Source organism: Zhongshania sp. (genome assembly GCF_041623545.1).
In the GTDB taxonomy this organism is placed as follows: domain Bacteria; phylum Pseudomonadota; class Gammaproteobacteria; order Pseudomonadales; family Spongiibacteraceae; genus Spongiibacter.
This window is the reverse complement of the sequence record NZ_JBFJWS010000014.1, coordinates 26850-40073: the sequence shown is the minus strand read 5'-3', so window position 1 is coordinate 40073 and position 13224 is coordinate 26850. Positions and strand designations below refer to the sequence as shown.

General features: G+C 51.9%; 11 protein-coding genes and 1 tRNA gene. All 12 read right to left on the bottom strand.

All coding sequences use genetic code 11. From position 1 onward, the window contains the following. Positions 1 to 68: 68 nt before the first annotated feature. Positions 69 to 338, bottom strand: a complete 270-nt coding sequence (gene rpsO / locus ABYT30_RS03765) for a 30S ribosomal protein S15 (protein ID WP_008250520.1) — start codon at positions 336 to 338, stop codon at positions 69 to 71. Positions 339 to 493: 155 nt separating this feature from the next. Then, positions 494 to 1420, bottom strand: coding sequence for a tRNA pseudouridine(55) synthase TruB (truB, locus tag ABYT30_RS03760; RefSeq protein ID WP_373083167.1), 927 nt, complete (start codon positions 1418 to 1420; stop codon positions 494 to 496). Positions 1421 to 1422: 2 nt separating this feature from the next. Further along, a complete protein-coding gene (gene rbfA / locus ABYT30_RS03755) occupies positions 1423 to 1809 on the bottom strand; it encodes a 30S ribosome-binding factor RbfA (RefSeq protein ID WP_008250518.1) in 387 nt (128 codons plus the stop codon). Positions 1810 to 1837: 28 nt separating this feature from the next. Beyond that, the gene (gene infB, locus ABYT30_RS03750; RefSeq protein WP_373083168.1) at positions 1838 to 4696 is read right to left on the bottom strand and encodes a translation initiation factor IF-2; all 2859 of its coding nucleotides are present in this window, start codon (positions 4694 to 4696) and stop codon (positions 1838 to 1840) included. 30 nt (positions 4697 to 4726) lie between these two features. Continuing rightward, on the bottom strand, positions 4727 to 6229 hold the full coding sequence (nusA, locus tag ABYT30_RS03745; RefSeq protein WP_373083170.1) for a transcription termination factor NusA: 1503 nt from the start codon (positions 6227 to 6229) through the stop codon (positions 4727 to 4729). A 45-nt stretch (positions 6230 to 6274) separates the two neighbouring features. Continuing rightward, complete coding sequence (gene rimP / locus ABYT30_RS03740; RefSeq protein WP_373083173.1) at positions 6275 to 6730, bottom strand: ribosome maturation factor RimP; 456 nt, start codon at positions 6728 to 6730, stop codon at positions 6275 to 6277. A gap of 926 nt (positions 6731 to 7656) precedes the next feature. Further along, positions 7657 to 7742 (bottom strand) — tRNA-Leu (locus ABYT30_RS03735). A gap of 12 nt (positions 7743 to 7754) precedes the next feature. Then, a complete protein-coding gene (gene secG / locus ABYT30_RS03730; protein WP_373083172.1) occupies positions 7755 to 8138 on the bottom strand; it encodes a preprotein translocase subunit SecG in 384 nt (127 codons plus the stop codon). Then, positions 8138 to 8893, bottom strand: a complete 756-nt coding sequence (tpiA, locus tag ABYT30_RS03725) for a triose-phosphate isomerase (RefSeq protein WP_373083017.1) — start codon at positions 8891 to 8893, stop codon at positions 8138 to 8140. The genes secG and tpiA overlap by 1 nt, the downstream gene beginning before the upstream one ends. Positions 8894 to 8964: 71 nt before the next feature. Then, entirely contained in the window at positions 8965 to 10299 is a 1335-nt protein-coding gene (gene glmM / locus ABYT30_RS03720; RefSeq protein WP_373083018.1) for a phosphoglucosamine mutase, read from the bottom strand. After that, the gene (gene folP, locus ABYT30_RS03715) at positions 10292 to 11167 is read right to left on the bottom strand and encodes a dihydropteroate synthase (RefSeq protein WP_373083019.1); all 876 of its coding nucleotides are present in this window, start codon (positions 11165 to 11167) and stop codon (positions 10292 to 10294) included. Before folP ends, glmM begins: the two co-directional genes overlap by 8 nt. 7 nt (positions 11168 to 11174) lie before the next feature. After that, positions 11175 to 13121: an ATP-dependent zinc metalloprotease FtsH gene (gene ftsH, locus ABYT30_RS03710; protein WP_373083025.1), complete on the bottom strand. Its 1947-nt coding sequence runs from the start codon at positions 13119 to 13121 to the stop codon at positions 11175 to 11177. Positions 13122 to 13224: the final 103 nt, after the last annotated feature.

Sequence of the window (13224 nt, the reverse complement as noted above, 5' to 3'; positions counted from 1 at the left end):
TAATTCCTCCCAAAATAAGGATGATAAAAGTAATAAGGGGGCCTCTAAGGCCCCCTCACTTATTCTTCTTAGCGACGCAGACCTAAACGCTTGATCAGCTTGCTGTAACGCTCTTGGTTTTTACGCTTAAGGTAGTCCAGCAATTTACGACGCTGGTTAACCATACGGATCAAACCACGACGTGAGTGGTGATCTTTTTTGTGGCCTTCGAAGTGACCTTGTAGCTTGTTAATATTGACAGTCAGCAGTGCTACTTGCACTTCTGGGGAACCAGTATCGCCCTCGGCGGTTTGGTAGTCTTTAACAACTTCAGCTTTCTCGACAGCAGATAATGCCATTTTTACATTCCTTAATTACGAATATGCGTTTATCAATCGAGCCTGACCGCGCATATTTACAGTCAGGTTCGGAAGTTCTGAATCAATTCAAAGCTTCATTTTTCCTATTGCGCGAGCCATTTACATTGTGGCTACGCAAAATCAGCCGCGTATTATCACATAGTTGAGAGCAAACGACGAGGAGTAACTCGCCCATCGTCTAATATTTCACCAATCCCCATAAACTCGCCGCTATCGTCGCTCAACACCACCAAGCCTTCAGTAGGTGCGCCCGATACCTGTACCGCCTGCCCCTGGCGCAAATAATAGGCAGCCGTATCGCCAAGCGACAGCTTGTTCATATGGCCCAATGCGTCAGTAATAGGCAGCAACAAAGCATCCAAGCCTTCAAAATCACCCGCATCGCGCAGCGTCTGAATGGCTTCAGTGGTCACCACCTGAGCCTCGCAAAACGGCCCCGCCTGCAGGCGGCGCAGGGTCGCTACGTGAGCCCCTACCCCGAGTGCCGCGCCCAAATCCTCAGCAAGAGAGCGTATATAAGTACCTTTAGTACACACCACCCGCACTACCGCCTCGGCCAAAGGTCCAGCAGTAAAAGACTCTAGCTCAAATTCCCGAATTGTCACGGGTCGCGCTTCACGTTCGACAGTAATCCCCTTGCGCGCCAAGGCATACAAGGGCTTACCATCGCGTTTCAAGGCCGAATACATTGGCGGCACTTGCAAGATATCACCCCGCAATGCGTCAATTTGGGCCTCGAGCAGCTCAGCCGTTATCTTTGAGGCATCTTGCTCCGCGAGTATCTCACCCTGAGAATCACCAGTATCCGTCTGCTGACCGAACACAAAGGTGCTGCGGTATTCTTTATCCGCTTCGAGTAAGTACTGAGAAAATTTGGTGGCCTCGCCAAAGCACACCGGCAATACACCGGTAGCCAAGGGATCAAGCGCGCCGGTATGACCGGCTTTAGTAGCGTGGTAGATAGCGCGGGCGACAACCATCGCACCATTAGAAGAACGACCTGGGGGCTTATCCAGCACCAAGATGCCGTTAATCGGTCGCCCTTTACGAGCTTTTGCCAAAACTATTCCCCGTCATCTTCCGGGTAGCGGCTGCGGTCAGACGCGACCGCATCCTGAATCAATTTACTAATGTGCTGACCGCGATTAATACTACTATCGTAGTAAAAACGCAGCTGCGGGGTAGTCCGAGCATTATTGATTTTAGCCACTTGGCTGCGTAAAAAACCCGAAGCCTTATTGAGCACGTCTAAAGATTCCTTCGCCTCTTCGGCCGAATCTTTACCCATGACTGTGACGTAAATTTTGGCGTGACTCATATCGCGACTGACTTCTGCATCAATCACGCTAACCATGCCAAGACGCGGGTCCCGCAGCTCTTTCTGGATGAAACTACCCAGTTCGCGCTTCAGGAAATCCGCAATACGTGCTGTGCGACTAAATTCTTTCAATTGACCTTATACCCCACGACGCGCGCCATTAAAGGCTACGCGCGATTTCCTTCACTTCATAAACCTCGATCTTGTCACCGGGGCGTACATCTTTGTAGTTCTTAACACCGATACCACACTCAGTGCCGTTTTTGACCTCGTTCGCGTCGTCTTTGAAGCGACGTAGCGACTCGAGCTCACCTTCGTAAATGACCACATCGGCACGTAACACGCGGATGCGCTTATTGCGGTAAACCGTACCTTCAATAACCATACAGCCGGCAATATCACCGAACTTAGGCGAACGGAAGACGTCGCGCACTTCAGCCACACCCACGATTTCTTCGCGCATTTCTGGGCTAAGCATACCAGTCAGAGCAGCAGTTACATCGTCGATAACATCGTAAATAACGCTGTAGTAACGCAGGTCTACACCTTCGTTCTCAGCTAATTTACGGGCACTTGAATCGGCACGTACGTTAAAGCCGAACATCACCGCACCAGAAGTCAGCGCCAAGTTCACGTCAGTCTCGGTAATACCACCAACGCCGGCCGAAACGATGTTTACGTTAACTTCTTCGTTACCGATATCCATCAAGGACGCCTGCAAGGCTTCGAGCGAGCCGCGAACATCGGTCTTTAAGACGATATTCAATATACGGCGCTCAGCAGATTCCATGCTTTCAAACATGCGATCCAGTTTAGCCGCTTGCTGACGCTTAATACGCTGCTCGCGCTCACGAACCTGGCGGAAGTCCGCAACTTCACGCGCGCGCTTGTCGTTTTCGACAACCACAAAACTGTCGCCCGCATCTGGCGTACCATCGAGACCGAGAATCTCTACCGGAATCGACGGACCCGCTTCTTTCACCGGCTTGCCGTTTTCGTCCATCATGGCACGAACACGACCACTGCACTGACCAGCTAAGACGATATCGCCCTGCTTTAGCGTGCCGCTTTGGATCAGCAAGGATGCAACAGCACCGCGACCTTTATCTAAGCGAGACTCGATAACCAAGCCCTGCGCCGGTAAATCTGGCGCCGCTTTCAATTCAAGCAATTCAGCCTGTAACAATATTGCGTCAAGTAATTTATCGATGCCTTCACCAGAATGAGCAGAAACATACACAAACTGCGTGTCGCCGCCCCATTCTTCAGAAATAACATTGCGCTGGGAGAGCTCGTTTTTAACGCGCTCAGGGTCAGCACCTTCTTTATCCATTTTATTTACAGCAACAACTAGCGGCACGCCCGCTGCTTTTGCATGGGTAATGGCTTCTTCAGTTTGCGGCATTACGCCGTCATCCGCCGCCACAACCAGAATAACAATATCCGTACTCTTGGCACCGCGAGCACGCATTTGCGTAAATGCCGCGTGACCAGGGGTATCAAGGAAGGTGATCATGCCGTGACCGGTTTCAACGTGGTAGGCACCAATGTGCTGGGTAATACCACCCGCTTCGCCACTGGCAACCTTCGCTTCACGAATATAATCAAGCAGCGAGGTCTTACCGTGGTCAACATGACCCATAACGGTAACCACTGGCGCGCGCGGAACCATGGTACCCGCGCCGCGAGCACCGAGAGTTTCCTCAAGCGCTTCTTCGACGGCGTCTTCGGAAACCAACTTAACCGTGTGACCCATCTCTTCTACGACCAACTGAGCGGTGTCCTGATCAATAGGCTGGTTGATAGTTACCATCAAGCCCATTTTGATCATTTCTTTAATAACTTCAGCGGCCTTCACCTTCATCTGCGTTGCTAGTTCAGCCGCAGTAGTGGTTTCACCAACATTAACGGCGTAGACAATTTTATCCGTCGGCGCGTTAAAAGCATGACGTTGAGCGTCATCTGGCAACTTGAGGGTTTTCTTCTTGCGGCGACCGCCACCGGCGAAATTGCCGTCAAAGTCATCGCGCTTATTCCCGCGAGCCTTACCGCCTTTACGGCGTGGCCGATCATCATCGCCAGCAGCGGCTGGCGCTGCAGCGGCACGACGGTGATGGCGCGGCGCAGGCTTATCGTCCGATTTAGTATCAGCGGGGGCTGGCGCTGGGCCGGCGCCTTTATCGGCGTTAGCTGGGCTTGGCGCCGCAGCGGCTTTTTTACGCGCAATGCGCTCATCTTCATCGCGTTTCTTCTCGGCGATGACGGCTGCACGACGTTCCTTAACCCGCTCTTCTTCCGCTTTACGACGCAATATTGCGCGCTGGCGAAGCACTTCAGGGTCGACATCTAATACATTTTCGACCACTTCGCGGTATTCATCAGTTTTATTTGCCGGTGCAGGTTTAACCACTTCGGCAACCGGCTCTTCAGCGGCGGGCTCAACGACAGGCTTCTCTACCGCCACTGGCGCTTCAGCCTTCACCGGCTCGGCTTTAATTTCTTCTTTAGCAACGACTGGCTCTGGAGCCGATTCCGGCGCCTTTTCTACTTCAGCAGCTTTTGGCTCCGGCACCTTCTCAGCAGGCGCTTCTTTAACTGGGGTCTCAGCCACAACAGGCTCTGCCACAACAGGTTCAGCCGCCTTAGGCTCCTCTGCTGGCGCAGACGCATCACCACGTAACAGTGCTTCTTCCGCCGCCGCTTCCGCAGCCATTTCTGCAGGGTCGCGCTTAACGTAAGTACGCTTTTTACGCACTTCAATATTAACGGTCTTCTTGCCCGCGCCAGACCCAGTCTTTAGTGTACTCAGGGTTTTGCGCTTAAGCGTAATTTGCTGAGGGGCCTCGGCTGATTCTCCGTGGCTCCGCTTCAAGAAAGTCAGCAGGGTTTGCTTGTCTTCATCGGACACAGCTTGTTGAGCAGCGCTGTGTGACAGGCCCGCTTCTTTCATTTGTCGCAGCAGACGCTCGACAGGTGCGCCAACGACTTCTGCCAGCTGGCTCACGGTAACTTCAGCCATTCATCATTCTCCCAAAACGGTACGACTCGCTTATTTTGCAGTTTCGTCTTCGTCTGCAAACCACGGAGCACGAGCAGTCATAATCAACTCACCGGCCCGCTCTTTAGTCATATCTTCAATGTCGAGAAGATCTTCAACAGCCTGTTCGGCCAGATCTTCCATCGTTACTACGCCACGGCTGGCAAGAATGAACGCTAGATGCTTTTCCATCCCGTCCATTGTCAACAAGTCTTCAGCCGGCTCGGCACTTTCCAAAACTTCTTCGCTCGCAATCGCTTGCGTCAATAGCGCATCTTTCGCTCTAGCCCGGAGCTCTTGGGCTAAATCTTCGTCAAAGCCATCAATTGACATCATTTCTTCTAAAGGAACATAGGCCACCTCTTCAAGCGTGGTGAAACCTTCCTCTACCAAAACTTCTGCAATGTCTTCGCCAACATCCAAGGCTTCAACAAAATAACTAATGATATGACTGGATTCTTGCTCGTGCTTGGCGGACATCTCTTCAATGCTCATCACATTGATCGTCCAACCCGTCAGCTGACCAGCTAAACGCACATTCTGTCCTGCGCGACCAATTGCCTGCGCCAAATTGTCATCAGCCACACCAACGTCCATGGTGTGGGTATCTTCATCGACGACAATCGATTCAACTTCCGCGGGCGCCATTGCATTAATGACGAGTTGAGCGGGATTGTCGTCCCACAAAATAATATCGACACGCTCATTGCCAAGCTCGCCAGAAACAGCCTGTACCCGCGAACCGCGCATACCTACACAGGCGCCAACCGGGTCAATACGACCATCATTGGTTTTTACTGCAATTTTTGCGCGGGAACCCGGATCACGCGCCGCGGCACGAATCTCAATAACTTCTTCATTAACTTCGGGCACTTCAATTTTAAAAAGTTCAATCAACATCTCTGGACAGGCGCGACTCAAAAACAACTGCGGGCCACGCGCTTCCGGACGAACATCTGCCAATATCGCGCGCACCCGATCATTGATACGAAACACTTCGCGACCAACCAATTCTTCCCGTGGCAACAAGGCCTCGGCGTTGCCACCCAAATCAACAATAATACTGTCACGGGTAACTTTCTTGACCGTACCGTTAATCAGCTCACCGACGCGATCTTTATATTCATCGACGATTTGCGCGCGCTCAGCTTCTCGTACTTTTTGAACAATTACCTGCTTAGCGGTTTGCGCAGCTATACGACCAAAGCCAACATTTTCTACGACTTCTTCGTAAACATCGCCCGCTTTTAGGTCTTTGCTATATTCATGAGCTTCCTCAATGGTCAACTGAGTACCTAGCAAAGCCATCTCGTCGTCTGGCATAACCAACCAGCTCCGAAAAGTTTGGTAATCGCCGGTAACACGGTCAATCACCACACGGATATCAGAGTCTTCGTCGTAGCGTTTTTTTGCCGCTGTCGCCAAGGCCTGCTCAATGGCCTCGAAAATAATGGTCTTAGACACACCCTTCTCATTCGAGACGGCCTCAACTACCAATAATATTTCTTTACTCATTATCCGCCTCTTTCCGCAGCCGGCTATTGAAATTAGCGCGTCCGATTAAAATCGGGGCACAACATTCGCTTTATCAATCTGATCGAAGGGCAGCAAATACTCATGCTCCTCTGCCGTCAGCACCACATCGCCATCTTCAATGCCCGTTAGGCGACCAAAGAATTTACGACGTCCCTCAAAAGGAACTCGCAACCGAACATTAATATCATTACCAATGTACTGCGCATACTGCTCTAGCGTATACAGAGGCCGATCCATGCCCGGCGATGAAACTTCAAGATTATATTCACCGGCAATTGGATCTTCGACATCCAATACACCACTAATCTGATGACTCACCTTAGCGCAATCATCAACACCAATGCCTTTCTCACTATCGATATACACCCGAAGCAAGGTATGACGCCCCTGGGACTGATGCTCCAAGCCCCAAAGCTCATAACCCAGCGCTTCCACACCAGGCCTAATTAATTCTTCAATTTTGACGGTCTTACCGGACAAGTTCACTACCCACCAATAAAAAATGGGCCCAAGGCCCACTCGAAATTCCTTAACGCATGCCCTGTGGCAATACGAAAAAGCCCCTGTACAAGGGGCTTTTGAAAACTTCTGATCACCCCTAGGAAACCGTACATCCTAGGTCCAAAGCCCGCTCGCCACTATCGCGCTACCGACCCACTATCAGGAGGCCGCATTATAGTCGCTGCGCCTATGCAGGTCAAGCTAGTAACACAGTGCGCCACGAGGGATCAGCTTAATTAACAACAACCCCAAGCCACTAAATAAACACCCATAACAAGCTGCAACCGGCCCGTGAATAACCAGCCAAATGAAGACCACCCCCAAGCGCCGAACACCAGCAAGTCAAAGCAGGACCGCGAAGCAGCTCCCGCCGTACCAACATAAAAAAAGGGCTATCGCCCTAAGCGATAACCCCACGACCATCACGTGCCGACAAGCGGCAACCGCCGCCTGGATGACCGACCTAAGGGAGGGCAGTCCGCAGGATCGCACGCAAGCGAGCCAACGCGGGACCGCAAAGCGGCCACCGCCGTACCAACAAAATAAAGGAGCTATCACCCGAAGCAATCACCCCACGACCATCACGCGCCGACAAGCGGCAACCGCCGCTTGGATGACCGACCTAAGGGAGGGCAGTCCGCAGGACCGAGCGCAAGCGAGTCAACGCGGGACCGCAAAGCGGCTCCCGCCGTACCAACATAAAAAAAAGGGCTATCGCCCTAAGCGATAACCCCACGACCATCGCGTGCCGACAAGCGGCAACCGCCGCTTGGATGACCGACCCAAGGGAGGGCAGTCCGCAGGACCGAGCGCAAGCGAGTCAACGCGGGACCGCAAAGCGGCTCCCGCCGTACCAACATAAAAAAAGGGGCTATCGCCCTAAGCGATAACCCCTTTTTTTATGTTGGTGCCGAAGGCGGGACTTGAACCCGCACGAGCAATGCTCACCACCCCCTCAAGATGGCGTGTCTACCAATTCCACCACTTCGGCTAAAACTTTTTACTACCGACCAGATTCCGGTATTTCTTCGCTTGCCGGCATATCCATTGGCAGCGAGTCTGACTGCGCCGGCATCGTACCATCACCTACCGGTGCAACATCGCGACTTTCCTGCAACTCCGGAATATCGACGATAATGTCTTCTGCACCACCACTACGCTGCTTAGCAACATACGCCAATGACAAACTAGTGATAAAGAACACCGTTGCCAAAACTGCCGTGGTACGAGTCAATACGTTTCCGCTACCACTGCTACCAAAGATCGTCTGGGAAGCACCGGAACCAAAAGAGGCCCCCATGTCCGCACCCTTACCCTGCTGAACCAGGATCAGGCCAATGATCGACAAACCAGCCAACACATGTACGATTAAAATTGCTTGTTCCATTACTCCGCCGCCCGACATATTGCGGAAAATTCCTGCGCATCAAGTGATGCACCACCTACTAAACCGCCATCAATATCCGCCTGCGCGAATAATTCACCCGCATTAGCTGCCTTAACACTGCCGCCATACAGAATTCTCAAACCCTTCGCCAAAGGCTCATCTTTTTTCGCAAACAGGGCACGGATAAATGCGTGCACCTCTTGAGCCTGCGATGGCGTTGCTGTCTTACCAGTACCGATTGCCCAAACAGGTTCGTAAGCAACAACAATACTGCGCATATTCTCTACACTTAATACTGCAAACACTGATTGAAGCTGTTCAGCGATCACATCTAAAGTTGCGCCACTATCACGCTGATCTTCCGTCTCACCTACACAGACAATCGGCACTAAGCCCTGCGCCAAAGCCTGCCTCGCCTTTTGGGCAACACACTCATTACTATCTTGGTACATGGCGCGACGCTCGGAGTGACCAACAATCACATACCGGCAACCTGCGTCAGCCAACATTGCCGCTGACACCTCACCTGTGTAAGCACCTTCGCCCGCTTGCTCACACACATTCTGCGCGCCGACCGCCACTGGCGAACCAGACAAGCCTTCAACAACTTGCGCAATATACACTGAGGGCGGGAACACTGCGATATCAACACCAGGTTCCGACGGGAGTGCAGTTCTTAAATTCGCCATTAATTTTCCGATGCTAGCGCTATCGCCATACATCTTCCAATTACCTGCTACAAGACTACTCCGCATGCCATTTCCCTTAGCGCAAAATGGGCGCCAATCTTACATAAACTTATAAACACATACAAGGTAGCAAATGCTTAAGATGAAAGCTTTCTCACTACATCTGCAAGTCGCTTGCAAAGTGTTGCGACCTGCGCAGCATCTTCACCTTCAACCATGACCCGCAATAACGGCTCAGTTCCAGAAGCGCGCAATAATACCCTGCCTCGCCCTGCCAATTCCAGCTCTACTGCACTAACTGCTTCGACTAATTCACTATTTTTCAAATCCACCGGCGAGGCAATACGCACATTCTCCATTATCTGAGGGAATTTACGCACCGGGCTTTTTAATTCGGTCAAACTTTTACCGCTGGCAGCTATTGCACCAACCACCTTTAATGCCGCAACAATGCCGTCGCCAGTAGTACTCACATCGGCGCAAATTATATGACCTGAATTTTCACCCCCCAAATCCCAGCCCAGCGCATTCATACGCTCTTTTACATAGCGATCGCCAACCTTTGCGCGCTCAAAGCCGACACCCAAATCCTTAAGCGCCAATTCAAAGCCAAGATTTGACATTAAGGTGCCCACAACGCCCGAACAACTCTTTCCCCGGCGCAGGCGCTCAGCAGCGATAATAAATAATAATTCGTCGCCATCAACCAAATCGCCGTTAGTGTCGACAAATAAAACACGGTCGCCATCACCATCAAAGGCAATACCGAAGTCCGCCGCCTCATCAATAACGCGCTGCTGGAGTGCGGTAGGGTGGGTCGAGCCTACTTCAGCGTTGATATTAACACCGTTCGGTGAAGCCCCCATCACCACGACCTCAGCACCCAACTCAGTAAACACGGCCGGCGCAACGTGATAGGTTGCACCGTGGGCGCAATCAAGCACAATTATCATGCCCTTTAAGGACAAACCACTGGGCATTGTGGATTTACAATATTCGATATAGCGACCCGCCGCATCCTCGATACGCCGCACTTTTCCCAAATCCGCCGAATCTACCGTCGTCATAGCTAGATCGACCGCTGACTCAATCGCCAGCTCAACATCATCGGCCAACTTACTACCGTCACCGGAAAAAAACTTAATGCCATTATCATAATAAGGATTATGACTAGCACTAATTACGATGCCGGCGCGGGCCTGAAAAGTCCGAGTCAAATAAGCAATGGCTGGGGTTGGCATGGGCCCAAGTAGCAACACGTCAACGCCTGCCGCAACCAAGCCTGCTTCTAGCGCGGACTCAAACATATAACCAGAGATCCGCGTATCTTTGCCAATCAAGACCTTGCTGCGCCCTTCTTTAGCAAACACCTGCCCCACAGCCCAACCCAGCTTAAGAACAAACTCCGGGGTGATAGCACCTTCACCAACCCGCCCGCGCACGCCATCGGTGCCAAAATATTTTCTAGTCATTCGCTAATTTCTCAAATTTTAGGGCATGCGCTACGCGCACAGCATCTACGGTCTCCTTAACATCATGAGCCCGAATAATATGAGCACCGCGCTCTACCGCCATCGCGGCCATTGCGACACTCCCAGCCATTCGCTCCGCTACCGCTCGACCAGTAAGCGCGCCAATCATCGATTTACGAGATACTCCAACCAATACCGGATACCCCCACGCCACGATGTCCGGTAAACGCTGAAACAACGCCAGATTGTGTGCAAGCGTTTTCGCAAAACCAAAACCGGGATCGAGCACGATCCGCTCCTTACTTATCCCAGCGGCAGTGCAAGCAGCAATCCGCTCACGCAAAAACGTTTCAACCTCACGGTAAATATCGCGATACTCAGGATTGTCCTGCATCGAATCCGGTTCACCCTGCATGTGCATCAAACTCACCGGCAAGCCACAATCAGCAGCAACCTGTATCGCATTTGGCCGCTGCAATGCGCGAACATCATTGATAAAACCCACGCCCAACGCAGCGCTTTCCCGCATCACTGTCGCGTTACTGGTATCTACAGAAATAGCGACATCAAAGCGCTGAGCTATTGCCTCGACCACTGGCAGAACCCGCTGGCACTCTTCCGCTTCCGACACTGGCAGCGCACCGGGTCGAGTTGACTCACCACCAATATCAATAAGGCTTGCCCCGTCCGCCATAGCGCGCGCCACTTGCGCTAAGATTTTGTCGAGCAAAACCGCGCCGGCGTGGTATTTACCGCCATCGGAAAAGGAGTCAGGAGTGACATTGATAATCGCCATGACCTGCGGCTCGCGCAGGTCTAAAAGGCGTTCACCGCAGCGCAGCTGCGATGAGGATTGAAAATTGTGCATTGCCGACCTAGTGATCACTCACCGAGTCAACGAAGGGATCTTCAGGACGATCTTTCTTATCCGCCTTAGGCGCCGGATCTTCATCAACCTCTTCTTTCGCCGCGCGGCCACCGCGACGATCATCATCGTCCCAGCCCGCAGGTTTACGCGGAGTGCGACCATTCATAATATCGTCGATTTGCTTGGCATCAATGGTCTCATAAAGCATCAAGGCATCAGCCATAACGTCTAATTTACCACGATGTTCTTCCAGAATTTTACGGGCAGCGGCATAGCACTCGTCAATAATACGACGCACTTCTTCATCGATCTGCCGCGCGGTTTCGCCAGAATGACCCTTACCGGCCTGACCTGCAGAGCGACCGAGAAAGACCTCTTCCTCAGCATCGTCATACATCAGCGGCCCCATCTTGTCGGACAGGCCCCACTTAGTCACCATTTTGCGAGCAATATCCGTGGCGCGCTGAATATCATTTGATGCACCCGTAGTCACACCGTCTGGGCCCAAGGTCATTTCTTCGGCGATACGACCGCCAAACAGTGAACAAATTTGGCTAATAATATGACGGCGACTAAGGCTGTAACGATCTTCCTCAGGCAGGAACATGGTCACCCCAAGGGCGCGACCGCGAGGAATAATACTAACCTTATAAACAGGATCGTGCTCAGGCACCGTTCGACCGACAATCGCGTGACCCGCTTCATGATAAGCCGTATTTAACTTCTCTTTGTCTGACATCACCATGGATTTGCGCTCAGCGCCCATCATGATTTTGTCTTTGGCGAGGTCAAATTGCGCCATGCTAACCAAGCGCAAATTGCTGCGCGCCGCAAACAGTGCGGCCTCGTTAGCCAAGTTAGCTAAATCTGCACCAGAAAAACCAGGCGTGCCGCGGGCAATTACTGACGCTTCGACATCATCACCCAAAGGCAATTTACGCATATGCACTTTTAAGATTTGCTCGCGACCGCGAATATCAGGCAAGCCAACAGTCACCTGACGGTCAAAACGACCTGGACGCAACAGTGCAGGATCAAGCACATCGGGGCGGTTAGTCGCAGCAATAACGATTACGCCGTCATTGGCCTCAAAACCATCCATCTCAACCAGCAGCTGGTTCAAGGTTTGCTCACGCTCGTCGTGACCACCACCCATACCGGCGCCACGATGGCGACCAACAGCATCTATTTCATCAATAAAGATAATACACGGCGCTTGCTTTTTGGCCTGTTCGAACATGTCGCGAACACGAGACGCACCGACACCAACAAACATCTCCACGAAATCAGAGCCGGAAATAGAGAAAAACGGTACTTTGGCTTCACCAGCGATGGCTTTAGCCAGCAAGGTCTTACCGGTACCCGGCGGCCCCACCATCAACACGCCTCGAGGAATTCGACCACCAAGACGCTGAAACTTACCTGGGTCGCGCAAAAACTCAACCAATTCCTGAACGTCTTCTTTAGCTTCATCCACACCCGCCACATCGGCGAAAGTGGTTTTAATTTGATCTTCACTGAGCAAACGTGCCTTGCTCTTACCAAAGGCCATCGGACCGCCCTTGCCACCACCAGCACCGCCCTGCATCTGGCGCATAAAGAACATGAAAATCGCCAAGATGATTAAAATTGGGAAGCTAGCCACCAGCAATTGCGTCCACAAGCTCTGACGCTCAGGCTTAGTGCCTTCGACGACAACGTCGTGCTGGAGCAAATCGTCAATGAGTTTTGGGTCGTCAAGCAATGGCCGCACGGTTTCAAAGCGGCTCTTATCCGCCCGCTCACCGCTGATCATCAAGCCGTCAATAACCACCTTTTTCACCCGCTCATTCTGCACTTCAGAAATGAATTGGGAATAATTGAGCTGCTCTGTTGGCTGCTGCACGCTGAAATTATTAAACACCGTCAATAAAACAGCGGCGATAACCAGCCACAACAGTAAATTCTTTGCCATATCGTTCAAAAACCGATCCTCACGCTGCACTGTTTGCAGAGGCTGCAAACGGGAAAAATGCCCGGATATCTGCCCACTCTACACCATTAATCCGACACCCTCT

Coding starts and splice junctions, on each gene's coding strand:
- folP (WP_373083019.1), bottom strand. CDS start 11,167: ATGCACAATTTTCAATCCTCATCGCAGCTGCGCTGCGGTGAACGCCTT.
- glmM (WP_373083018.1), bottom strand. CDS start 10,299: ATGACTAGAAAATATTTTGGCACCGATGGCGTGCGCGGGCGGGTTGGT.
- nusA (WP_373083170.1), bottom strand. CDS start 6,229: ATGAGTAAAGAAATATTATTGGTAGTTGAGGCCGTCTCGAATGAGAAG.
- tpiA (WP_373083017.1), bottom strand. CDS start 8,893: ATGCGGAGTAGTCTTGTAGCAGGTAATTGGAAGATGTATGGCGATAGC.
- ftsH (WP_373083025.1), bottom strand. CDS start 13,121: ATGGCAAAGAATTTACTGTTGTGGCTGGTTATCGCCGCTGTTTTATTG.
- secG (WP_373083172.1), bottom strand. CDS start 8,138: ATGGAACAAGCAATTTTAATCGTACATGTGTTGGCTGGTTTGTCGATC.
- infB (WP_373083168.1), bottom strand. CDS start 4,696: ATGGCTGAAGTTACCGTGAGCCAGCTGGCAGAAGTCGTTGGCGCACCT.
- rpsO (WP_008250520.1), bottom strand. CDS start 338: ATGGCATTATCTGCTGTCGAGAAAGCTGAAGTTGTTAAAGACTACCAA.